This is a genomic window from Muriicola sp. E247 (assembly GCF_041358175.1).
Classification (GTDB): domain Bacteria; phylum Bacteroidota; class Bacteroidia; order Flavobacteriales; family Flavobacteriaceae; genus Muriicola.
Genome location: NZ_JBGKBE010000001.1, coordinates 526,674 through 550,586, shown reverse-complemented (window position 1 = coordinate 550,586; position 23,913 = coordinate 526,674). Strand labels below are relative to the sequence as shown.

The window sequence follows — 23,913 nt, the reverse complement described above, 5'->3', positions numbered from 1 at the left end:
AATATGGGCATATTAGATTCTAAAGTTCCAAAGGGGCCACTGGCCGAAAAATGGACTAATCATAAAAATACGATTGATCTTGTCAACCCTGCCAACAAACGAAACATCGATGTTATCGTTGTAGGAACAGGTCTTGCGGGGGGGTCAGCAGCAGCAACCCTGGCCGAACTTGGGTACAACGTAAAAACATTCTGTTATCAGGATTCACCCCGGCGGGCTCATTCAATTGCAGCCCAGGGAGGTATAAATGCCTCTAAAAATTACCAGGGTGACGGTGATAGTGATTATCGTCTTTTCTACGATACTATAAAAGGAGGAGACTACAGGTCAAGGGAGGCAAATGTATACCGCCTCGCTGAAGTTTCGAGCAATATCATAGACCAGTGTGTAGCCCAGGGAGTCCCTTTCGCCCGTGAATACGGTGGTTTACTAGACAACCGCTCATTTGGGGGGGTGCTGGTTTCCAGGACTTTTTACGCCAAGGGTCAGACCGGACAGCAATTGTTATTAGGGGCTTATGCCGCTATGAACAGACAAATACAGCGTGGCAAGATCCGTTCGTTTACACGACATGAAATGCTCGATCTGGTACTTATTGATGGAAAGGCAAGGGGTATTATTGCAAGGAACCTCGTCACAGGCGAAATAGAAAGACACTCTGCGCATGCAGTAGTAATCGCCTCAGGAGGATATGGAAATCTATTCTTTCTCTCCACTTATTGTATGGGCGCCAACGTTATGGCCGCATGGAGAACACATCGTCGCGGGGCATTTTTTGCCAATCCCTGTTTTACTCAGATCCATCCTACGTGTATCCCGGTTTCGGGAGATCACCAGTCTAAACTCACCCTGATGTCAGAATCATTAAGAAATGACGGTCGAATCTGGGTGCCAAAGAAAATAGAAGACGCTAAAGCCATAAGGGAAGGGAAATTAAAGCCCACCGAATTAAAAGAAGAAGACAGAGATTATTATCTGGAACGAAGATACCCTGCCTTTGGTAACCTCGTCCCCAGGGATGTAGCCTCCAGAGCTGCAAAAGAACGCTGCGATGCAGGTTTTGGAGTTAACAAGACGGGGGAAGCTGTGTATCTCGACTTTTCGGCGGCCATTACGAGGTACGGTACCGAAAAAGCCTATACATCAGGGATCAAAGATCCGGATGCAGATACTGTCCGCCGTTTGGGAGAAGAAGTAATCGAATCTAAATACGGGAACTTATTCCAGATGTACGAAAAGATCGTAGATCAAAACCCATACAAAACTCCCATGATGATCTACCCTGCAGTGCACTACACTATGGGCGGACTTTGGGTAGATTACAACCTTCAGACCACCATCCCGGGATGTTATTCAATCGGGGAAAGTAATTTTAGTGACCACGGTGCCAACAGGCTGGGAGCATCAGCATTAATGCAAGGTCTGGCTGATGGATACTTTGTCCTTCCTTATACTATAGGAGACTATTTATCACAGGATATCAGAACAGGCAAAATATCCACTGACCTGCCTGAATTTGATGAAGTAGAAAAAGCAGTAAAAGACAGACTTGAAAAACTGATGTCCGGAAAAGGGCTTCATACGGTAGATTATTACCACAAGAAGCTCGGGAAGATCATGTGGGATAAATGTGGCATGAGCAGGAATGCGAAAGACCTGAAAGATGCCATCAAGGAGATTGCCGCTTTGCGAAAAGATTTTTGGGAAAATGTCAAAATTACCGGCGATGTGAATTCCAAAAACCAGGAATTGGAGAAAGCCGGACGTGTAGCAGATTTCCTTGAGATAGGAGAGTTATTTGCCAAAGATGCCCTGGAACGCAATGAATCATGCGGTGGACACTTCAGGGAAGAATATCAGACTCCGGAAGGCGAAGCTCTGCGTGATGATGAAAATTACAAATACGTCGCTGCATGGGAATACAAAGGCGAGCCAAAAGATGCCAAGCTTCATAAAGAGGAGCTGGTGTATGAAAATATTGAATTAAAGACACGTTCTTACAAATAAAAAGCTATGAAAATATATTTGAAGATATGGCGTCAGAAAGACGCTTCCTCCAAGGGCCAAATGGTCAACTATACTATGGACGGCATAGAGGGCGATATGTCCTTTTTAGAAATGCTCGATATTCTCAATGAAGATTTAATCACCAAAGGAGAAGAACCTGTAGAGTTTGATCACGATTGCCGCGAAGGAATATGCGGAACTTGTTCACTGCAGATCAACGGACGTCCTCATGGGCCGGATACCCTTATTACGGTTTGTCAACTGCACATGAGAAGTTTTAAGGATAGAGATACTATAACGATCGAACCTTTCCGGGCAAAGGCATTTCCGGTAATAAAGGACCTTATTGTAGACCGGACGGCCTTCGACCGTATTCAACAAGCCGGAGGATATATTTCCGTTAACACTTCAGGAAATACCGTAGATGCAAATGCCATTCCTATAGAAAAAGAAAATGCGGATGATTCGTTTTACGCCGCCACCTGTATCGGATGCGGTGCATGTGTTGCTGCATGTAAAAACGCCAGCGCTATGTTGTTTACCTCAGCCAAAGTTTCTCAGTTTGCCCTACTCCCGCAGGGAAGGGTTGAAGCCGCAGACAGGGTGATGAATATGGTTAAACAGATGGACCTCGAAGGATTTGGGAATTGCACTAATACAGGTGCTTGTGAGGTGGAATGTCCTAAAGGAATCTCCCTGGAAAATATCGCAAGGATGAATCGTGAATACCTCAGTGCCTCCGTTAAAGGCTAGAGGAGAAGCATAAAAATAGAACCCCGACCTTATTAGTCGGGGTTTTTTTATTTAATACCCCTCACATTTACTACATTTAGTAGACCATTAATCCCTCAGCATTGGCAAAATCTATTCGCTCCAAATTACCCCAGGCTACTTCATCAATCTTTACCGTTATCGGCAAATTGGCACGTGAGCACAAAGCCCTTAACCTATCGCAGGGCTTTCCGAATTTTCCTGTTGATCCGAAACTAATCGATCTGGTGGAAGTGGCCATGAGGCAGGGCTATAACCAATACGCGCCAATGGAAGGGATCTATTCCCTCAGGCAAGTGATAAATGAAAAAATTTCCCGGCTTTATGGAAAGCATTATCACCCTGACAAGGAACTTACCATGGTTGCAGGCGCAACACAAGGAATTTTTACGGCTATCACTGCGGTGGTTCACAAAGGAGACGAAGTAATTGTCTTTAAGCCTGCATACGATTGCTATGAACCTGCAATAGCCATAAATGGAGGCGTACCGGTATTTGTTCAGATGAAAGGCAAGGAATTTAAAATCGACTGGGATGAGTTCAGGGCTTGTATAACTTCAAAAACCCGACTTGTAATTATCAATACCCCTCATAATCCGACGGGTTCTATTCTCTCAGCCAGCGATATGAAGGAACTCGAGGTCAGTCTTAAAGATACCGACATCCTGGTGCTTAGTGATGAGGTTTACGAACATATGGTTTTTGATGAGGAACAACACCAAAGCGCATCAAAATATCCCAATCTGTCGGAAAGAACCTTTGTCATGGCTTCTTTTGGAAAAACCTTTCATGTAACTGGTTGGAAAATGGGATATTGCGCAGCTCCTGAGCCCTTGATGAAGGAATTTCGTAAGGTCCATGAATACAATGTCTACGCAATTAATCATCCGATTCAAAAAGCTCTGGCAACCTATCTTGCCGATGCTTCAAATTATCTACATCTCGCTTCGTTTCTTCAGCAAAAAAGGGATCTTTTTATCAAAGCGATAGCCCCCTCCAGATTTTCTTTCTCCCCCGCCAAGGGAACCTACTTCCAATTGGTTGATTACTCCGCAATTTCTGATGAAAAAGATGTGGAATTTGCCAGCCGATTGATCAGTGAAAAAGGTATTGCCAGTATTCCGATCTCCGTATTTAACGTAGATCAACTTGATCAGAAACAATTGCGATTCTGTTTCGCTAAGACGGATGATACACTTATGAAGGCAGCAGAGATCATAAACAAGATCTGATTAAAGCGCCTTTTTCAGTAAAGACATAAACTCTCCAATTTTTCCTGGTTCAAGCCATCTGGTGACCACTATCAGGTCGTGTTCCTGGTCTATAACGATAAAATTTCCTCCAAACCCGGCAGCGTAGTACAAATTTTCAGACCAACCTTCCCATTGTCGATCCCCAGCAGTATTTAACCACCAGAGAAATCCGTAACTTGGGTTGGGTATAGAAGGGGATGTGGCTTTTCCTATCCAGGATTCACTGATGAGTCTTTCTTCTTTCCATTGGCCCTTATTGAGAAATAACAGCCCAAACCGAGCCATATCTTCCGTATTGATAAAGATTCCTCCCCCGGAATGACCACCTCCGGTAACTGATTTTACCTGTACTCCATCGACCTCAGTCCAGGCGTTTTCATATCCAAACCACCTCCAGGTGGTACTGGCTCCTATCTTGTCCATTATGTTCTCTTTAAGCACAGCAGGCAGCGATCTACGCCAAACATGAGTAAGGCTGTATGCCAAAAGGTTTACGCGAACATCATTGTATTCCATGACCGTTCCCGGTTCGTTCAGTTTTCTGAATTTCCAATCGTCTAATCCCCCTTCTCTCGGAGGACGGTCTGCCCAATCCTTTCCACCCCATAAGCTTCCTGTCCAGTCTGAATTTTGTTGCAGCAAATGCTCCCAGGTAATTTTAGAATTGTGGTCTCCATCAAAAGACCCGTCCCAGATATATTTGGAAACCTGGTCTGAGACATCTCTGATAAGACCGTGATCTTCGGCTATTCCAGCTACGGTTGACAAGAAACTTTTGGTCACACTAAAGGTCATATCCACTCTTTTTACATCCCCCCAGGATGCAATTAAATAACCGTTTTTAAGGATGATTCCTGCAGGTCCACCACGTTTTTTTGTCGGGCCCATAATTTGGTGAAATGGTTCCCTTTCGAACCCTTTAAGAATCGCGATTCGAAGATCTCTTGATCCAGAATACTCATTGTCTTTTGCGAACTGTACGGCCCGACTAAGAGAAGATTCATCGATCTTGAAATCTTTAGCGGGTCTCGATTCCCATGTTGTATTCCTCTCGGGAAAATACATGGTTTGCTGGGCAGATAAGGAGGTGATAAAACTGAGAACTAAGCAGGTGTAGAAAAAGTTTTTCATAAGAGTATCGGTCTTATTTACAAGGTAGCTAATTCTAACTTCATGAGCCAATCCATCTGTTTGTCTTTTCCAATGTAATAGGGATGCCTTCCAAATTTCACAAACCCAATGCTTTCATAGAATTTAATGGCCCTAGTGTTCTCTTCCCAAACCCCCAGCCATAGATATTCTTTTCCTGCATCCCGGACTATTTTTACTACTTCTTCGATAATCATTTTTCCTATTCCCATGTTTTGGAATTGGGCCAACACATAGATACGCTCCAGTTCAATGGCCCTGGCATCGAACAAATCCGTTTGTGCTTTTTCTTTATTGAGCTTAAAATAGCCCGCCAGGGAATTCTCTACAAAAACAAAATTAAAGTTACAATGGGGGTCGGCTAATTCGCTGGTTAACTGCTCTCTCGAAAATGCAGTTGAGATATAATGTTCAAAATCCTCAGGATTGTTTTGAGCTTCAAAGGCCGTTTTAAAAGTTTGTCTCGAGATCCAAAACAGTCTGTCCAAATCTGTATCAGAACAAGGCTTTATGAGAATATCCATATCCGATAGTAAAGAGGAGAAAGCTAATAAAAAAAGGAGTAAAATCGTTGATTTTACTCCTTTCTTATTCTACGATAGAAGGTATTATAACATAAATAGCTTTTTGGCTAACTGTAAAATACCATGGTAGAAATCATTTCTGTAGACTTGATTCCTCTCTTCGGAGGGAGCCTGATTTGTCTGAGTGTCCATAGATTTTAGGTTTACGATTAGGTTTGGGGGCTTTCATTTTCAAAAGGCTTCTAAAATAATAATAGAACGAACAAAACCGGCAATAATTGTTGTTAAACTTCGTATAAAAGTTGTGAAAACCTAAAAACAAGAAAGCTACACATCCATTTCGGGTATATCTCCCTTAACAAGAAGATTACCTTCAGTGGCATTTTTGATATCCTCAACCGACACCCCGGGTGCCCTTTCTATCAATTTAAAACCATCGGAAACTACTTCCAGGACAGCAAGATTGGTCACTATCTTTTTAACGCAGCCTACCCCGGTAAGAGGGAGTGTACATCGTTTAAGCAATTTCGATTCTCCGGCCTTGTTTGTATGCATCATGGCCACGATAATATTTTCAGCGGAAGCCACGAGATCCATCGCACCTCCCATTCCCTTCACCATTTTACCGGGTATCTTCCAGTTAGCGATGTCTCCGTTTTCGGCGACTTCCATGGCGCCCAGGATTGTAAGGTCAACATGTCTGCCTCTGATCATACCAAAACTTAGTGCTGAATCAAAAAATGACGCACCAGGAAGGGTGGTAATGGTTTGTTTCCCCGCATTGATGATATCTGCATCTTCCTCTCCCTCAAAGGGGAAAGGACCCATTCCTAATACTCCATTTTCGCTCTGGAATTCTACATTGATGTCGCTTCTCACAAAATTTGCCACCAGGGTAGGGATTCCTATCCCGAGATTAACATAGTAACCATCCTTTACCTCTCTGGCGATTCTTTTGGCTATTCCATTCTTGTCGAGCATCAGCTTCTTGGTCTAACAGTTCTTTGTTCTATTCGCTTCTCGTATTTTTCTCCCTGGAAAATCCTTTGCACAAAAATACCAGGGATATGAATCTCATTCGGATTTAGTGCTCCTGCCGGAAGCAATTCTTCCACCTCCGCTACGGTGATTTTTGCGGCACCACACATATTGGGATTAAAATTTCTGGCGGTACCTTTAAAAATCAGGTTCCCTGCTTCATCACCCTTCCATGCTTTTACAAAAGCAAAATCGGCCTGATAAGCGTATTCCAGGACATACATTTTTCCATTGAACTCCCTTGTTTCCTTTCCTTCTGCCACTTCAGTTCCATAGCCTGCTGGAGTGTAGATCGCAGGAAATCCTGCCTGTGCTGCCCTGCATTTTTCTGCCAATGTACCCTGTGGGGTTAACTCAACCTCGAGTTCCCCGCTAAGCATTTGCCTTTCAAATTCATCGTTTTCCCCAACGTAGGAGGAGATCATTTTTTTTATCTGGTGTTTTTGAAGTAATAACCCCAGCCCGAAATCATCAACTCCCGCATTATTACTGATACACGTCAGATCCTTTACCCCTATACGTACCAACTCAGCGATTGCGTTTTCGGGTATGCCGCACAGGCCAAATCCACCTAGCATTAAAGTCATCCCGTCCTTCACCCCTTCGAGGGCTTCTTCCGGACTCTTAACTATTTTCGGAATCATATAATATACTTTACGATAGTAGCTTAAAAATCGAGATCCCCCAGATCATCTTCCAGGTCATCTGTTTCCTGTTCAGTTTCAACAGTCTTGGTACAATCCAGATTGATTGACATGTTTTCAGGGGCTGTGAACTCTTCCTTAGACACCCCTAAATCGGGATTTGCGTAGTTCTTTTTCATATACAATCCCCATATCGGGAGGGCCATGGAAGCTCCTTGTCCGTAGTAGATGGTTTTAAAATGGGTAGCACGTTCTTCACCTCCGACCCAAACACCGGTAACAAGGTTGGGTACCATCCCCATAAACCAGCCATCACTATGATTCTGAGTAGTACCTGTTTTCCCGGCAATGGGATTTGTAAACTCATATGGGTAGCCCGTAATGATCTCCTTGTAGACGTCCTGGTCCTTGGCAAAACTATGTCTTAATCGTGTTCCCGAACCACCTTCAGTGACCCCTTCAAGAAGGTTGATCATGGCATAGGAAACTTCCTTGCTCAATACATCCTTGGTTTCAGGGACGTATTCATAAAGTACTGTTCCATTTTTATCCTCTATTCGTGTAACCATTACCGGCTTTACATAAACTCCCTGATTGGCAAAAGTTCCATAAGCTCCTACCATTTCATACACATTAAAATCAGGAGTACCCAGTGCAATTGAGGGAACTTCCGGAATCTCGCGGGTAAGTCCAAGATTGCGTACAATAGAGACTACCGGTTTTGGACCTACCTGATCAATTAATTGTGCAGTAACTGAATTTACAGAATTCGCGAGGGAGTGCTTTAGGGTAAACATGTCTCCGGAGTATCTCCCGTCAGAATTATTCGGGCACCAGGGTTCCGGGTTGCCGTGTTTTCCCGCTTCGATGCAGTACTGACTATCAGGTAATTCGTCACAGGGTGACATTCGCAGTTGGTCAATGGCAGCTGCATATACAAAAGGCTTGAAAGTTGAACCTGCCTGCCTTGCTCCCTGTATTACGTTATCGTACTGGAAGTGCTTGTAATTGATTCCTCCTACCCACGCCTTTACGTGTCCCGTTTGTGGCTCCATAGACATCATGGCAGTTCTTAAGATGGTCTTGTAGTACCGGATGGAATCCAAAGGGGTCAATACCGTATCCTTTTCCTGAGTCTCACTATTCCAGTCGAAAACAGTCATTTCCGTTTTCTCATTAAAGGATTGCCTTATCTCTTCCTCAGTCTTTCCTGCAGCCTTCATTTTTTTCCATCGGTCAGAATTCTTCATTGCCCGCTCCATTATACGATTGATCTCCTGCCTCTCTAAATCGAGAAATGGCGTTGTGGGGTTACGTTTCGGAGTGTTCTGGTTAAAAAACTCTGCCTGAAGGTTTTTCATGTGCTCAGAAACGGCCTCTTCGGCATTCTTTTGCATCCTGGAATCTATTGTAGTGTAGACCTTTAATCCATCGAGGTAAATATTCCAGGTATCCCGCTCGCCTTCCTGAGTAACAGGTTTTGGGTTTTTCTTGATCCAGCCGTTAAGATATCCCTGCAGATACATTCTGAAGTATGTAGCCAGACCTTCGCGGTGTGACTCCGGACTGAAATTGATGTCCATTTTTAATTGCTGTAAAGAATCCTTCTCATCTTCGGTGATATAACCGTATTTCTCCATTTGGGAAAGTACCGTATTTCTGCGGCCCAGAACTAGTTCTTCCCTTCTGATGGGGTTGTAAAGCGAAGAATTTTTCAACATCCCGACAAGCACAGCAGATTCTTCCGTTTTTAAATCCCCGGGTTCCTTTCCGAAATATATGCGGGATGCAGAGCGAATTCCGTCTGCATTGTAACCAAAATCATAGATGTTCATATACATCGCTATGATCTCCTGCTTGGTATAGTTCCGCTCCAGTCGGGTTGCGATAACCCATTCCTTAATCTTTTGCGTCACCGCCTGAAACAGGTTTTTTGACCGAACTCCTACAAAAAGTTGTCGCGCCAATTGCTGGGAAATAGTACTAGCCCCTCCACGCTGTCCAAGAAAGGCGACCGCTCTCAGGAATCCAATCCCATCAATTCCTGAATGTTCATAATATCTTGCATCCTCAGTCGCTACCAGCGCATTGACCAGGTTCCGCGGCAAGTCTTCATAAGCCACCGGGGTCCTGTTGTCATCGAGGTAAAATTTTCCCAGAGTTGCCCCATCGGATGAAATGATTTCTGTGGCCAGATTGGTTTGGGGATTTTCGAGTCTTTCAAATGTTGGCATTTCACCAAAAGCACCCCATGCAGCGAGAAGGAAAACAAGAAATATAGCCAGGACACCGCTGAAAAACAGAATCCAGAACCATTTTATAAAAGGAACAAATGAGGTTTTATCAGATTTTTTTCGGGTCTTTGCCATCAGATTAATTACTTTCTATTTCCAGGCCTACATCTGTAATTCCCATCAGTTCACCAATTCCTTCCACACTACCATTTTTTCTCATTGCCTGTTCGATTCGTATAGTATATACGCCTGTAACGGGAAAATTGATGTTTTCCTTATACCAAAGTTTGTTTTCTTTGATACTGCCATACCCTTTTCCCAACCAGGTGCCGTCGGCCTCTGCCATGGTGTACTCTAAAGTATCAATATAAGTTTCCCCTCCGGGATATTCGAGTTGAGTAATAAGATACAGATTACTGTAAGGATAGGTATTGTCATTTCTGATATTAATATACATCTGGTATATCTTATCGGATTGCAACTCAGGAGTTTCAAACTCTATGATACTGTCCTTGTTCCACACTCCGTTTTCGAGCGACTGAAAATCTGAATATAGCGGGCCATTCCCACAGCCAGATAGCAGGAATCCAGTCAGCAAAAGAATCCAGTATGATCTACCCATTTTTTTGTGAAGATTTTGCCGGTTTTCTCCTCTTTTTGTTCTTCTTTCTCCTATTCTTATTCCTGGGGCGGTCAAAACGGGTAAGGCTATCCTGACCTACGGTATTTTCAAAAAGTGGTGTTTCCTTTTCCAGATTATCTGAAGCGTACAACTCAAGGCTGGCTACTTTTTCTTTCTTCTTATTCTTCTCAATGATCTCCTGTACCTGTTCTTTTGTAAGTGTATGCCAATGGGAAGGGTCGTCCTTATACGAGAACCACAGCAGTCCTTTAAAGATATCCGTTTTCTGGCAAAACGCTAGCCCTTTTTCAGTGTGTAGCTTGCTGTCCTGTGATGGAAAATCCTTCAAAGCCTCCAGATACATATCCAGTTCGTAATTCAGACAACATTTTAATTTACCACACTGGCCGGCAAGTTTCTGAGGATTCAGAGAGAGTTGCTGATAACGCGCTGAAGAAGTGCTTACCGATCTGAAATCCGTCAACCAGGTGGAGCAACACAATTCTCTGCCGCAGGATCCTATGCCTCCAAGACGCTGGGCCTCTTGCCTGTATCCAATCTGTTTCATTTCAATTCTGATCCCGAACGCTTTCGCCATATCCTTGATCAATTGTCTGAAATCCACGCGCTCATCTGCGGTATAATAGAAAGTAGCCTTAGACCCATCTCCCTGAAATTCCACATCTGAAATCTTCATTTGTAGTCGGAGTAAAATAGCCATCTCACGAGATCTCTTTTTGATCTCATCTTCTTTATCCCGGCATTTCTGCCATTTGTCTATATCTTTCTGGGTGGCTTTTCGGTAGACTTTTGGAAGTTGATCGTCATTCGCTACCTTTTTCTTTTTCATTTGTACCCGAACCAGTTCCCCGGCCAGGGTTACCATCCCGACGTCATGTCCGGATTTCGCCTGTGTTGCGATTATATCTCCTATAGAAAGTGATATATCTTCAGGCACTCTGTAGAATTCCTTTCTGCTATTTTTAAACCTGACTTCAACACAATCAAAAGGCCTCTCACCATTGGGAAGTGACATGTTTGAAAGCCAGTCAAAAACCGTTAATTTATTACAACCATCTGTACCGCAAGTACCATTGTTCTTGCATCCCCTAGGTTGTCCATCCTTTCCGGTTGAACAACTGCTACAACCCATAATTTTTTATCTTGATTTGGAGAAAAGCCGTAAAGCTCAGTCCAAAAAGCGTTCGTAATTAATTCTTACAGGTAAAGATACTACTTTTTTAACGTGAAGTAAAAATGGGTTTAACGGTTGCTTCAGGGCTCTTTTTATATAGTAAGGCCTCCGATCGTCCCTTTTTAAAAATCTTATTGCTAACAGTCATTCCTTTCCTGAGTTTTTTCTGTTCTTCCTCTGGTAAGGCATAAATTTCTTTGCATTCTGAAGAACAACACTGATCCATTTTCTCAGCACAAGAATCACATTGTATAAACAATAAGTGGCAGGCTTCATTGGCGCAATTAACATGGGTGTCACAAGGTTTACCACATTGATGACATTGGGCAATAACATCCTCTGTAATTCGCTCACCCCTTCGATGGTCAAATACAAAGTTCTTTCCTAAAAACTTGTTCTCCAGACCTTTTGCTTCTACCTGTCGGGCATAATCAATTATTCCGCCCTCCAGTTGATAGACATTCTTAAATCCCTTGTGTTTGTAATATGCACTGGCCTTCTCACAACGTATCCCGCCGGTACAATACATCACCAGTTTTTTCTCTTCTTTAAACTCGGATAACTCCTGCTCGATGATATCGAGGGAGTCCCTGAAAGTGTCTACATCCGGAGTGATGGCATTCTTAAAATGACCGATCTCACTCTCGTAATGATTTCTCATATCCACCAATAGAGTATCCGGATCTTCAATGAGTTCATTAAAAAGTTCAGCGCCAACGTGTATGCCTTTGTCAGTTACATCAAAAGTGGCGTCATTGAGTCCGTCTGCAACAATCTTTTTTCGCACCTTCACTTTCAACTTAAGGAAGGATTTATTGTCCTGCTCAATGGCGATATTTATTCGGACGTTTTGCAGAAAACTTATACTGTCTAAATGAGCTTTAAAAGCTTGAAAATTTTCTGCCGGAACGGAGAGTTGGGCATTGATCCCCTCATGGGCAACATAAATCCGGCCCAGCACTTCAAGTGCATCCCAGGCGAGGAACATATGGTTTCTGAAAATGTGGGGATTCCCTATGTGTGCGTATCGGTAAAAGGAGATGGTAAGCCGCTCTTTCCCGGCCTGTTCAATGAGTACTTCCCTTTCTTTCGCACTTAATGTATTGTACAGTTGCATGCTATACCGCGATTAAGTTGAATGAAAATTAAAAAGCAAAAATACAATTTTTCACCGCCCATCAAACAAAAAGGGCCCTGAAAATCAAGGCCCTTAGGGATCACTTTAAGGAAATTTTCTTTTCCATAGAGGATAATACCAGTAAAGTGAACAACAAATAGAAATGTTTTTAGACAAGATGACGAAATAATAAAAAGGTTGCTTTTGTGATTGTGATATGCAAAAAGAAGTGGTATTTTAGTCTTCCTTAAAATATAAAGAAAGAGAAGACATGAGTAGTGAGAAAGAAGCGAAGTTGAAAGCCCTGAAATTAACCCTGGATAAGTTAGATAAAACCTATGGAAAAGGGGCGGTAATGAAGATGGGAGATACTGTGGTTGCCGATGTTGAAGTTATACCTTCGGGTTCTCTCGGTCTCGACATTGCCCTAGGGGTGGGAGGATATCCCCGGGGAAGAGTAATAGAAATCTATGGTCCTGAATCTTCTGGAAAAACTACCCTTACCCTTCACGCCATTGCTGAAGCCCAGAAAAACGGAGGTATCGCTGCCTTTATTGATGCAGAACATGCGTTTGACAGGTTTTACGCTCAGAAGTTAGGAGTTGATATTGATAATCTGATTATTTCACAACCAGATCACGGAGAGCAAGCCCTTGAAATAGCCGATAATCTTATCCGTTCTGGGGCTATTGATATAGTGATTATTGATTCTGTCGCTGCCCTGACACCAAAAAGTGAAATTGAAGGGGAAATGGGCGACTCAAAAATGGGATTACATGCCCGACTGATGTCGCAGGCACTGAGGAAGCTTACGGCCTCCATCAGTAAAACCCATTGTACCGTGGTATTTATCAACCAGTTGCGCGAAAAAATAGGCGTAATGTTCGGAAACCCGGAAACGACCACCGGAGGTAATGCCCTCAAATTTTATGCTTCTGTGCGTCTCGATATCAGGAGATCCACTCAGATAAAAGACACTGATGGCAACGTACAGGGAAATAAAACAAGAGTAAAAGTGGTAAAAAATAAAGTAGCTCCACCTTTTAAAACTGCCGAATTCGATATTATGTACGGGGAAGGGATTTCAAAAGTGGGAGAAATCCTCGATCTGGGAGTTGAATTTGAAATCATAAAGAAAAGTGGTTCCTGGTTCAGTTATGGTGATACAAAGCTCGGACAGGGTAGAGATGCAGTTAAGACTCTTCTACTAGACAATCCTGAATTGCTGGAGGAGCTAGAAGTTAAGATCAAAGATGCGATAACCGCAATTAAGGTATAAACACCTTCATTAGCTGCATAAAGCAACCCTTCTTACTTATTTTCATCTTAAAGAAAAACTTGTGTTGAGATGAGCTATAAGAAATTCACATTTCTGATTCTTTTTTTCCTTGCCTTAGTCTTCCAGTCCTGTAAACTTGAAGATGACAGCGTCAATTTTAATTTTATCCCTCTCCAAATAGTAAGTGCTGATCTTCCTCAATCTTTTGAACTGAATGAAACTTACGAGATCAGGGTAAGGTATCTGCGGCCAAGTGGATGTGTTTTTTTTGAAGGATTTGACATCACAAAAGAAGCGACCACCACCCGTAATGTAGTAGCCATTGGTACGGAATTCTATGAGGATCCCTGTACTCAGGCAATTGAAGAGCTTGAAGCTACTTTCAATTTTATTTGTCTTTACGATGATACCTATTTATTCAGGTTCTGGAGTGGAGAGAATGAGAATGGCGAACAACAGTACCTTGAGATAGAAGTGCCCGTGAATTAATGGTTTTCTGGGAATTGAAGATCTAAATCTAACCAGCATTTTGAGTTTAAAGAAGCTCATAAATCAATGTAAAAAAGGAGACAGGAAGGCACAAGAACAGCTTTACCGGAAGTATTCCAGTGTCTTATACGGACTATGTTTGAAGTATTCAAGGAATAAAACTGAAGCAGAAGACAACCTTCATGATAGTTTTCTGACGATCTACGATAAAATAGACCAATTTAAGTTTAAGGGATCTTTTGAAGGTTGGTTAAAGAGGATTACCGTGAATACGGTACTCCAGAAATATCGCAAGGCTCAGTATATGAACGTGGTCTCAGACAATCTGAGCGAAGAAGAGGATCTCGATTATGACTATCCGGATGTTCAACTCTCAACCCTCCTCCAATACGTGCAGGAATTGCCCAACAAATACAGGCTAACATTCAACCTCTACGTTTTAGATGGATATACGCACAAAGAGATCAGTGAACTTTTAGGGACTTCTACAGGCACTTCCAAATCAAATTTATCAAGGGCTAAAATGATCCTGAAAGAGAAATTAAAGAAAGAAAATATCAATATTGCTTAATACCCGGGCACATGAAAAAGAAAAATATAGAAAAGGTATTCAGGGAAAAACTTCAGGACTACAGTCAGATTCCTGAAGAAGTGGTATGGGAAAATATTTCCGCTTCCCTGGATAGTAAACAAAAGAAACGAAGGATTCTTCCTATCTGGTGGCAATTAGGAGGCGCCGCGGCATTATTGATCGTTGCCTTGTTTGTGTTCCTGCCGGGTACTGATTCAGAGCCAGATGCCGAAGAGGTGATTACCAATACTGAATCGAATATCAGGGCACAGGAAGCAGAGCCCGAATCAAATAGTTCATCTGACACTGAATTAACAGGATCGGACAACTTTGATAATCCTGATAAAGCCATCGTTGTATCATCTGATAAAAGTACTGGTGAAACTACTAAACAGCAAGCTGATTCTCAAGGCAAAGGCGTAATGCAAGGTATTGACATCAATAATAGTTCCAGGGCAAATGAAAAGCGCGAATTATCTGCTATTAGAAAGAACAATTCTACGCTTATTGCAAAAACACAAAAGGAAAAAGAGTTAATGGGGTCTGAAAGTGTAGTGGTTTCCGATGATCCTGACACTTATCAATCCAACGAAGATCAGGCTACGGAGATCTCAGGTGTTAAAAAAGGGGAGTTGCAAGGTCAGGAAAAAGATTCATTTGTCAGCAATACTGGGGGCGAGAAGGAAAAAGATGAAGTAAAGGCAGAAGAGTTAAATGAGGACAAAAAACAATCTATTTTAGAGGCCATTGCGCAGCAAGAGGAAGAGATTACAGAGGACATATCGGAAAACAGATGGGAATTCGGCCCCAGAATTGCCCCTGTTTTCTTTAGTTCATTGGCCCAGGGATCCCCCATTCATTCCAGTTTTAGGGATAATGCGAAATCGGGTAATGTAAATATGAGTTATGGCCTGAATGTTTCTTATGAATTGGGAAAGAAGATCAAAATAAGATCGGGCATACACAAAGTCGATTTTGGTTATGACACCAAGGATGTAACGTTTTCATCCTCCCTCAATGCGAATACCAACGGAATAATTAACAATATAGATTATTCCCTGAGTAGTAGAAATCTGGTTGTTCGAAGCAATACCAGAAGTGGTAAACTTCCGACTGAAAATGCAGAGGATGTCGCTGGCCCTGATCCAGCCCTGAACGGAAAAATGGTTCAGGAATTTGGTTATTTAGAAGTGCCACTCGAGTTGTCATATGAAATTCTCGATAACAAATTCGGACTCAATCTCATTGGCGGCCTAAGTTCTCTTTTTCTGGTCAATAACAGCGTTACACTGGAGGCTGATGGTATCTTAACCGAAATGGGGGAGGCAAATAACCTCAACGATCTTAATCTCAGTACGAATTTTGGCGTTGGTGTATCTTATCGCTTTAATGATAAATTACAATTAAACCTCGAACCCATGTTTAAATATCAGCTCAATACATTTTCCGAAACATCAGGAAATTTTCAGCCATTTAGTATGGGGGTTTATTCAGGCCTGAATTTCAGGTTTTAAGAAGTTGGTTAGGTTGGTTACTGTATCCGCAGTGGCCGCTTCAGCACCCTGCACAAAACAGGATGTTTTTTTTATACTATTTGGTATTTTTTATTCAGCTGCCGCCATGAGTTGGTCTAACATAAGTTTTCTTACGTTATCTCTTAGCTCTCCTTTTTGCTTTTCAACCATCGCATCAGTTTTAATAAAAGGAAATACTTTTACTCTAAGCCATCCTGGACCCCCCCTGTAAATAGTGAAAGGAAAACGCCTTTTTGCATCAAAAAATATGATTGGAACGATCGGTATATTGTGAGCAATTCCCATTTTAAAGGCCCCGTCCTTAAATTCATCCAAAACGATCTCTTCAGGCGGTACGCCTCCTTCCGGGAAAATACAGATACTCAGGCCCTGATTGAGTCTGCGTTGTGCCCTGCGATATACCCCCATTCTACTCTTGCTATCCTCACGATCGACCATGATACAGACACGTTTGTAAAAAAACCCGAAAATCGGAATCTTTACCAGTTCCTTCTTTCCCACAAAGACAAAAGGATTCCTGCTCACCCTAAGCATTAACATAATATCGAGCATACTGGTGTGGTTGGCCACCAACATATAACTCTTCCCTTTTACAAGCTTTTCCTCATATTTAATTTTGGGGATGCACCCCATGCCGTACAATATTATTGTTGCCCAGATATTTCGGGCTAACCAGAAAAACTGGGGATAGGTCTTTTCAGAGATGGACAATAAAATCAGGAGGGGGGAGAATACAATGATTGGGATGGCCACCAAAATGTAAAACCAAATGCGATACAAAAGCTGGCCTGCTTTTTTTAAAAGCCTCAACATAAAATCAAAAATAACAATTTTAGCAGGGTTTTAGTATTTCTTTTACTTTTGTCATTCTTTAAAGTTCAGCGGATGGCAAGAATCTTGACAGGTATACAAAGTACAGGTACTCCGCATCTCGGGAATATCCTTGGGGCGATCATTCCTGCCATAAATATGGCAGAAAATCCGAAGAATGAATCCTTTCTCTTCATTGCTGACATGCATTCGCTGACCCAGATCAAAAATGGAGAAGAGCTCAGGAATAATACCTATGCGACTGCTGCTGCCTGGCTTGCCTTCGGCCTGGATGTCAATAAAACTGTTTTTTATCGTCAGAGTGATGTGCCCCAAGTCACAGAATTGGCCTGGTATCTCAGTTGTTTCTTTCCATATCAGCGGCTAACGCTGGCCCATTCTTTTAAAGATAAGGCTGACAGACTGGAAGATGTGAATGCGGGACTGTTTACTTACCCCATGCTTATGGCTGCAGATATTCTGCTATATGATGCCCATATAGTTCCTGTGGGAAAAGATCAGCTGCAGCATCTGGAAATGACCCGTGATGTTGCTTCGCGGTTTCACGCTCAACTAGGGGATACTTTTGTACTTCCCGAAGCTCAGGTGCAGGAAGAAACCATGTATATCCCGGGGACAGATGGAGAAAAAATGAGTAAAAGTAAAGGAAACCTCATCAACATTTTCCTGCCAGACAAACAGCTTCGAAAGCAGATCATGGGGATAAAGACAGATAGTACTCCTCTGGAAGATCCTAAGGATCCCGAAAGTGATAATGTTTTTGCTCTCTATGCTCTTCTGGCCCCAAAAGCCGATGTCACAAGAATGCGGGAAAATTATACGAAAGGGAATTATGGTTATGGTCATGCAAAACAGGAGCTATATGAATGTATAGTCTCCAGATTTGAAGAGCCCAGGAAAAAATTCAATTATTACATGGAAAACCAATCGGAAATTGACCAGTTGTTGAGTTTGGGAGCAAAAAAAGCGGGGCATGTTGCTGAAGAAGTCTTAAGCCGCGTCCGTAATAAACTTGGATATTGATTAAATGACTTTCCGGCTCATGAGTCGGTGACTTTTAAATAGCTTCAAAACAATTTCCCGGAAGCGGACGTACAACTCCTTTTAGTTCCATTGCCAATAAAGCTGAGGCAGTATTATAAACAGGTATTTTACTTTTCATGGCAATATCATCCAACAATTGCCTACCCCCCAATTGTAATTGATTGTAAATAGACTGTTCCACGGGGTTTAAATCGACAAAAAGTTTTGTTTGAATAGCCGAATTATCTCTCTCCTCTATGTCCCAATTGAGGTGGTAGACCAAATCAGCTGCCGACGTAAGCAGATGAGCATTTTGTCTTTTAATCAGATTATTTGTGCCTTCACTGTAAATATCTCCAGGTCTCCCCGGAACGGCAAATACATCGCGGTTATAACTATTCGCTATATCAGCCGTTACCAGGCTGCCTCCTTTATGTGCTGATTCTATAACGATGGTTGCCTGACTAATCCCCGCAATAATTCGATTTCTCTTTAGAAAATTAACTCTTTCCGGTTTGCTGGTACTCCAGAACTCGGTAAAAAAGCCGCCATTTTTTTCTACTTCAGCGCAATACCTTTTATGTGCCCTGGGGTACATCTGATTAAGTCCATGCGCTAGGCACCCTATGGTCTGCAATCCGAATTCTACGGCAGCATTTTGAATGCAGATATCTACCCCATAAGCAAAGCCACTTACAATTACTGGATTAAATGGCCTTAGTTCTTCCATAAAATGTTCGCAGAATGTCCTACCGGCCGTGGTCATATTACGAGTGCCGACTATACTAATAATCTTCTGATTTTCTAAATGAATTGACCCTCTTGAAAAAAGTAGAAGAGGAGCATCCGGGCAGTGCCTGAGATATTTAGGGAAGGTGGTTTCTTTGAAGTAATGGGTTTGTATATTTTGGTCCTCTATAAAGCGATATTCCCTCTCTGCCGCTAAAAGGTATTTATGATCGAATAACTCATGGGTGACTTTGGTGCCAATACCATCAATATGGTGTAAAAGACTTTTCTTTTCCCTGAAAACCTCTTCGGCGCTACCGCAATGACTAATGAGTTTCCTGGCGGAAATTTCCCCTATGTTGGGAATAGATTGCAGTCTTAGAACAGAAATTATATCCTCCTTCATCATCTTACGGCACAAATATCTTCATGTACAAAATAGTGAAAAAGTAATGTTAATAAAAAGTTATCCGCCATTTTGTAGCCGCCCTATTTTTTTTCATCTTTGTGTTGATGAGTACAACAGCTTACATAGAAGAGCTTCTTTACCGTTATAATTGCGTGGTAGTACCAGAATTTGGTGCCTTTTTAACCCATGTTAAATCGGCCTTTATTGACAAGTCGGTCCACACATTTTACCCTCCTTCCAAGGTGCTGTCTTTTAACCGTCAGCTCCAATCCAATGATGGCCTGCTCATCTCCTATATGGCAGAAGCTGAAAAGTTATCCTTTGAAGAAGTCCAACAGAAATTAGCCAAGAATGTTGAACAGTGGAAAGAGCAATTGGAAAATGGTGAATCACTCGTTTTTGACAATATAGGCACCTTTAAGCCCACCAGGGAAGGTAAATTGATTTTCCAACCCACAAAACAAACCAATTTTCTTACATCATCCTTTGGCTTGAGCTCTTTTGTGTCTAAACCTGTTCTCAGAGAGCAATTAAAAGAAGAGATAGAAGAAATTGAGGAGAAAGTCCCTTTTATCATCACGCCTGAAACAAGAGAAAAAAGTAATTTCAGGCCACTACTAAAATATGCGGCCATCGTTCTTTTGGCTATTTCTGCCGGATTTACGGGGTACAGAACGTACAACCAGGCCCTTTCCAATGAACTCGTTTCCCAGCAGAAAGCGCAGGAAATTATTGCCAATAGTATTCAGGAAGCGACTTTCTTTGATACCAAACCACTGGAATTACCTGTTTTTAAGATTGAGGTAAAAAAGAATACCAGAAAAAGCCACCACATAATCGCAGGCGCCTTCAGAGAAAGAAGCAACGCCAATAAAAAGATAAAGCAACTCCAAAACAAAGGGTATAATTCTTTTTATGTGGGACAGAATAAATTTGGTTTGTATCAGGTTGCATTTGCGAGTTATGCCGATCCTAAAGAAGCCCTGGAGGCTTTAAAACAGATTAGACTAACAGAATCCAAGGATGCCTGGCTTCTATCTGTTAAATAATCAGCTTTCCTATTTTCAAGCCCTTCAATAGCTTGTATCTTTGCCAAAATTTGATGTATGAAGCCTAAAACTCCCAGTGATTCAAGAACTGTAATGACCGATCTGGTTCTTCCCAGTGAAACAAATCCACTTAACAATCTATTTGGTGGCGAGTTATTGGCCAGAATGGATCGTGCTGCAAGTATTTCTGCAAGGCGCCATAGCAGGAGAATAACGGTAACAGCTTCTGTGAATCACGTAGCCTTTAACCGATCTGTACCCCTGGGCAGTGTTGTTACTCTTGAAGCTGCCATTTCAAGGACATTCCGCACATCCATGGAAGTGTATATTGATGTTTGGATTGAAGATCGTTTTAGCGGGGAACGAACAAAGGCCAATGAGGCCATTTATACTTTTGTGGCTGTGGATGAAACCGGAAAGCCAACGGCTATCCCACCTATTGAGCCCGAAACGGAGCTGGAGAAAATCAGATTTGAAGGTGCCCTCAGAAGGAAGCAACTCAGTCTGGTCCTGGCTGGCAAAATGAAACCACACGATGCTACAGAACTCAAAGCCCTCTTTACTGAATAAATTGCATTAAAAATCAAAAGTGTCAGGATCAGGTCCAAAACGCTTTCCTTTTTCTAATTCATCGATTTTAATCATATCTTCTTCAGAAATTGAGAAATCAAAAATGTCAGCATTATCCAAAATTCGTTCCTTTTTGGACGACTTGGGGATCGTAATGACACCTTTCTGAAGATCCCATCTTAAGACAATCTGAGCAATGGTCTTTTTGTATTTTCTTGCAAGGCTTTTAAATACTTCCAACTCAAAAATATTACCCTGCATAAGGGGGGACCAGGCCTCGTATTGGATTCCTTTTTCTATACAATAATCGAGCAGTTCTTGTTGTACCAGATAAGGGTGAAATTCCATTTGGTTTACCATTGGTATGATGGAAGCATCTTCCAATAAATCTTCCAGATGATGCCTGAGAAAATTACTTACTCCTATGGCCCGTACCCGCTTCTCTTTGTAAAGTGTCTCTAAAGCTTTCCAGGTTTCTTTATATTTCCCTCTTACTGGCCAGTGAACCAAATAGAGGTCTAAATAATCGGTATTTAATCTCTTTAAACTGTTTTCAAAAGCCTTTAGTGTTGCCTCATATCCTTGCTCTGTATTCCATACCTTACTTACCAGAAATATATCCTCTCTGGGAATCCCGCTTTCCCTTATTCCGATCCCTACTCCTTCTTCATTTTGATAGATAGCTGCGGTATCTATATGCCTGTACCCTGCATTTAAAGCCCATTTAACAGCATTAATTACTTCTTCTCCATCTTTTGCTTGCCATACCCCCAGCCCAAAATATGGCATTTTTACGCCGTTATGGAGAGTGAACCCTCCCTTGAGATCTGTTATTTTATCCATGCTATAGTTGTTTAAAGTTGGTAGATCCATTCTTCCGGATTTAACCGGGTGGCGTCTCTGTAGAGATAAAATTTTAACTGGGTGAGACCATTTAATCTATTGGTATATATCTCCCCTAATTCTTCCTTGGCATTTACCCGATCTCCTTTTTTAACATAGAGATTGGCCAGATTGTAATAGGTACTGATATAATTTCCATGTTTAACCTGCACTCCTTTTCCTCCTCCTGGGACAGCCATAATGGCTATAACCTCTCCCTCAAATACAGCCCTTGCCTTAGCTCCTTTGTCAGTAGCGATGATTACCCCATTATTCTGATGTTTAATTCCAGGATAGACAGCATCGCTGTAAATACCAAAGCCCTGCCTTTTAATTCCTTTCTCTACAGGCCAAATGAGTCGGCCTTTGTTCGCTGAAAAATTATTTGCAATAATGGTCGCTTCAGGTGTTAAAACAAACCGGCTACTCGAAGCTGAATTCCCTGCTTTTTTATTTGAAGCTGCAATTGCACTGCGAATAAGTCGTTCAATCTGTTCATCTATTTTCCTGGCCTCAGCTTTTTTCTTATTGATGGCAACAGCGTAATTGCTTTCATTTTGCCTGATGGTTTTAAGCAGGCCTTTTTGTTCATTGATCTCTTCAAAAAGTTCCTTGCGTGCCGCTTTGTTTTCTGCAATAAGGGATTCCTTCTGCCTTCGCTGTCTCGTTAGATCATTATTAAGGGTGATAAGATCATCTGTTTTTTCCGCAATCTGTACTCCCTGTTCTTTCCTATATCGGGTGTATTGTTTCAGATACTGAAGGCGTTTAAATGCCTGATAGAAGTTTGAAGAAGAAAGCAGGAACATTAATCGACTTTGCTGGGATCGATTTCGATAAGATTTTCTGATCATATTGGCATACTCCTCTTTCAGAATATCGAGATCTTCCCTCAGTTTTGCAATATTCCTGATATTGGCATTTACCTGCCTGCTCAGCAGGTTCGATTGCTGATTGGTTACCCTGATAAGTTGTTGCCTCACATTGATTTTTTGATCGAGAAGTTCTAATTGATCAAGTACCGTTCCCCTTTGCTTTCGCTCAGCAAAGAGTAAACGATTCATTTCGGTGATTTCTTTCTGAAGTTGCTCCCGTTTTGCCTCAAGAGCCTTTTGCTCATTAGTCTGAGCTATTCCCGGCACCCCTGATAGAAACCATATTGCAAGAAGTAGTATTAGCCTTTGTCCAAAGAATGTGTTCATATCAATTCAAAACAATCTTTTCATAGCCATTGGGAATCTTGTAGGGAAAACTGACTTTCGTGTTGAACTCAATATTCCGGTATTCGATATCAATAACATTGCGCTGGTTGTTATCAATTGCCAGAATCCCCACTGAATTTGGGACTATTTTGTTGTTTTTTTGCTGATAATCCTTATACCTGATCTCGAGCAGCCTTTTTTGCAGCGGTTGTGAAATTTGTTGTGAGGCAAGTTTGTAATTCCCCGGATAAATCATAAAAAGAGTTTTAAACAGGTCTATTGACTTTACAGGTTTTAATTCATAAGAGCTTGTGTTTAAGCTAACCTCATAGCGATCATCCCTTAGATCGAACAGGGCTTCCCCCAGCAATAGATTTTGCACTTTCTTATAGTCGAGTTCCGTTCCCAGTAATCGACTCAGGTATTCAAAACTACCATCAAAGTAACTGTTTTCCAATTTATTATAGAAGGTAACCCTGTCTGGAGTGATCATCGCCTTTACCACTCCCAGCGGTGCACTTAACCAAATTGCCTTGTCTTTCTCCATTCTGAGACTAACCCCAAGGCTCTGACTGGATGATCCATCCGAAAAATCAATCTTAAGTCGACCTGTAAGCGTTTTAAAATCGACTGTATTTTTATAGTGGTTTCTAATGATGGTTCTAGCCGGTAATTTAGCATCAAGAGTCTGATCTGATAGTATTTTTGCTGATTTACACGAAGAGACTATTGCAAATAGTATAATCCCGTAACCAAGCTTAAGTCCCGCACATTTCATTTTCTTCATCAT

23 protein-coding genes are annotated in these 23,913 nt (G+C 41.9%); 10 read left to right on the top strand and 13 right to left on the bottom strand.

The window, feature by feature from the left end; all coding sequences use genetic code 11:
* The first annotated feature begins 3 nt into the window (after nt 1-3).
* The 3 genes from ACA086_RS02460 to ACA086_RS02450 all read left to right on the top strand — a co-directional run bounded on the left by ACA086_RS02460 (nt 4) and on the right by ACA086_RS02450 (nt 4,010).
* The gene (locus ACA086_RS02460; RefSeq protein WP_371001735.1) at nt 4-2,007 is read left to right on the top strand and encodes a fumarate reductase/succinate dehydrogenase flavoprotein subunit; all 2,004 of its coding nucleotides are present in this window, start codon (nt 4-6) and stop codon (nt 2,005-2,007) included.
* 6 nt (nt 2,008-2,013) lie between these two features.
* Nucleotides 2,014-2,760, top strand: coding sequence for a succinate dehydrogenase/fumarate reductase iron-sulfur subunit (locus ACA086_RS02455; RefSeq protein ID WP_371001734.1), 747 nt, complete (start codon nt 2,014-2,016; stop codon nt 2,758-2,760).
* A 101-nt stretch (nt 2,761-2,861) separates the two neighbouring features.
* Nucleotides 2,862-4,010 carry a methionine aminotransferase gene (locus ACA086_RS02450; RefSeq protein ID WP_371001733.1) on the top strand — a complete coding sequence of 383 codons (1,149 nt, stop codon included), beginning with the start codon at nt 2,862-2,864 and terminating at the stop codon, nt 4,008-4,010.
* Here ACA086_RS02450 and ACA086_RS02445 read toward each other — a convergent pair whose 3' ends face one another.
* The 8 genes from ACA086_RS02445 to ACA086_RS02410 form a co-directional block, all read right to left on the bottom strand.
* Nucleotides 4,011-5,162: a serine hydrolase domain-containing protein gene (locus ACA086_RS02445; protein ID WP_371001732.1), complete on the bottom strand. Its 1,152-nt coding sequence runs from the start codon at nt 5,160-5,162 to the stop codon at nt 4,011-4,013.
* Nucleotides 5,163-5,179: 17 nt separating this feature from the next.
* On the bottom strand, nt 5,180-5,704 hold the full coding sequence (locus tag ACA086_RS02440; protein WP_371001730.1) for a GNAT family N-acetyltransferase: 525 nt from the start codon (nt 5,702-5,704) through the stop codon (nt 5,180-5,182).
* 327 nt (nt 5,705-6,031) lie between these two features.
* Nucleotides 6,032-6,685 carry a 3-oxoacid CoA-transferase subunit B gene (locus ACA086_RS02435; RefSeq protein ID WP_371001728.1) on the bottom strand — a complete coding sequence of 218 codons (654 nt, stop codon included), beginning with the start codon at nt 6,683-6,685 and terminating at the stop codon, nt 6,032-6,034.
* Nucleotides 6,685-7,386: a CoA transferase subunit A gene (locus ACA086_RS02430; RefSeq protein ID WP_371001727.1), complete on the bottom strand. Its 702-nt coding sequence runs from the start codon at nt 7,384-7,386 to the stop codon at nt 6,685-6,687. The genes ACA086_RS02435 and ACA086_RS02430 overlap by 1 nt, the downstream gene beginning before the upstream one ends.
* 23 nt (nt 7,387-7,409) lie before the next feature.
* On the bottom strand, nt 7,410-9,755 hold the full coding sequence (locus tag ACA086_RS02425) for a penicillin-binding protein 1A (RefSeq protein ID WP_371001726.1): 2,346 nt from the start codon (nt 9,753-9,755) through the stop codon (nt 7,410-7,412).
* A 4-nt stretch (nt 9,756-9,759) separates the two neighbouring features.
* Nucleotides 9,760-10,242, bottom strand: a complete 483-nt coding sequence (locus ACA086_RS02420; RefSeq protein ID WP_371001724.1) for a gliding motility lipoprotein GldH — start codon at nt 10,240-10,242, stop codon at nt 9,760-9,762.
* Entirely contained in the window at nt 10,235-11,395 is a 1,161-nt protein-coding gene (locus tag ACA086_RS02415; protein ID WP_371001723.1) for a stage 0 sporulation family protein, read from the bottom strand. The genes ACA086_RS02420 and ACA086_RS02415 overlap by 8 nt, the downstream gene beginning before the upstream one ends.
* 88 nt (nt 11,396-11,483) lie before the next feature.
* Nucleotides 11,484-12,554 carry a rhodanese-related sulfurtransferase gene (locus ACA086_RS02410; protein WP_371001721.1) on the bottom strand — a complete coding sequence of 357 codons (1,071 nt, stop codon included), beginning with the start codon at nt 12,552-12,554 and terminating at the stop codon, nt 11,484-11,486.
* Nucleotides 12,555-12,825: 271 nt separating this feature from the next.
* Here ACA086_RS02410 and recA point away from each other — a divergent pair, with 271 nt between their 5' ends.
* From recA to ACA086_RS02390, 4 genes are all read left to right on the top strand, one after another.
* Nucleotides 12,826-13,833 (top strand): recombinase RecA, encoded by a 1,008-nt coding sequence (gene recA / locus ACA086_RS02405; RefSeq protein ID WP_371001720.1) that lies wholly within the window; start codon nt 12,826-12,828, stop codon nt 13,831-13,833.
* 69 nt (nt 13,834-13,902) lie between these two features.
* Complete coding sequence (locus ACA086_RS02400; RefSeq protein ID WP_371001719.1) at nt 13,903-14,322, top strand: hypothetical protein; 420 nt, start codon at nt 13,903-13,905, stop codon at nt 14,320-14,322.
* A 40-nt stretch (nt 14,323-14,362) separates the two neighbouring features.
* Nucleotides 14,363-14,893, top strand: a complete 531-nt coding sequence (locus tag ACA086_RS02395; RefSeq protein ID WP_371001718.1) for an RNA polymerase sigma factor — start codon at nt 14,363-14,365, stop codon at nt 14,891-14,893.
* An 11-nt stretch (nt 14,894-14,904) separates the two neighbouring features.
* A complete protein-coding gene (locus tag ACA086_RS02390; protein WP_371001717.1) occupies nt 14,905-16,407 on the top strand; it encodes an outer membrane beta-barrel protein in 1,503 nt (500 codons plus the stop codon).
* A 90-nt stretch (nt 16,408-16,497) separates the two neighbouring features.
* Here ACA086_RS02390 and ACA086_RS02385 read toward each other — a convergent pair whose 3' ends face one another.
* Nucleotides 16,498-17,241, bottom strand: a complete 744-nt coding sequence (locus ACA086_RS02385; RefSeq protein WP_371001716.1) for a lysophospholipid acyltransferase family protein — start codon at nt 17,239-17,241, stop codon at nt 16,498-16,500.
* A 72-nt stretch (nt 17,242-17,313) separates the two neighbouring features.
* On the opposite strand from ACA086_RS02385, the gene trpS reads away from it, so the two are divergent.
* Nucleotides 17,314-18,282: a tryptophan--tRNA ligase gene (gene trpS / locus ACA086_RS02380; protein WP_371001715.1), complete on the top strand. Its 969-nt coding sequence runs from the start codon at nt 17,314-17,316 to the stop codon at nt 18,280-18,282.
* 34 nt (nt 18,283-18,316) lie between these two features.
* Here trpS and dprA read toward each other — a convergent pair whose 3' ends face one another.
* Complete coding sequence (gene dprA / locus ACA086_RS02375) at nt 18,317-19,420, bottom strand: DNA-processing protein DprA (RefSeq protein WP_371001714.1); 1,104 nt, start codon at nt 19,418-19,420, stop codon at nt 18,317-18,319.
* A gap of 104 nt (nt 19,421-19,524) precedes the next feature.
* Here dprA and ACA086_RS02370 point away from each other — a divergent pair, with 104 nt between their 5' ends.
* Together ACA086_RS02370 and ACA086_RS02365 are read left to right on the top strand one after the other, a co-directional pair.
* Complete coding sequence (locus ACA086_RS02370; protein WP_371001713.1) at nt 19,525-20,469, top strand: SPOR domain-containing protein; 945 nt, start codon at nt 19,525-19,527, stop codon at nt 20,467-20,469.
* 57 nt (nt 20,470-20,526) lie between these two features.
* Nucleotides 20,527-21,039: an acyl-CoA thioesterase gene (locus ACA086_RS02365; RefSeq protein ID WP_371001711.1), complete on the top strand. Its 513-nt coding sequence runs from the start codon at nt 20,527-20,529 to the stop codon at nt 21,037-21,039.
* A gap of 6 nt (nt 21,040-21,045) precedes the next feature.
* On the opposite strand, the gene ACA086_RS02360 is transcribed toward ACA086_RS02365, so the two are convergent.
* The 3 genes from ACA086_RS02360 to ACA086_RS02350 are packed head-to-tail and all read right to left on the bottom strand — an operon-like array spanning nt 21,046 to nt 23,913.
* Nucleotides 21,046-21,882 carry an aldo/keto reductase gene (locus ACA086_RS02360; protein ID WP_371001710.1) on the bottom strand — a complete coding sequence of 279 codons (837 nt, stop codon included), beginning with the start codon at nt 21,880-21,882 and terminating at the stop codon, nt 21,046-21,048.
* Nucleotides 21,883-21,893: 11 nt separating this feature from the next.
* Entirely contained in the window at nt 21,894-23,123 is a 1,230-nt protein-coding gene (locus ACA086_RS02355) for a murein hydrolase activator EnvC (RefSeq protein WP_371001709.1), read from the bottom strand.
* Nucleotide 23,124: 1 nt separating this feature from the next.
* Nucleotides 23,125-23,913 carry a DUF4292 domain-containing protein gene (locus ACA086_RS02350; protein WP_371001708.1) on the bottom strand — a complete coding sequence of 263 codons (789 nt, stop codon included), beginning with the start codon at nt 23,911-23,913 and terminating at the stop codon, nt 23,125-23,127.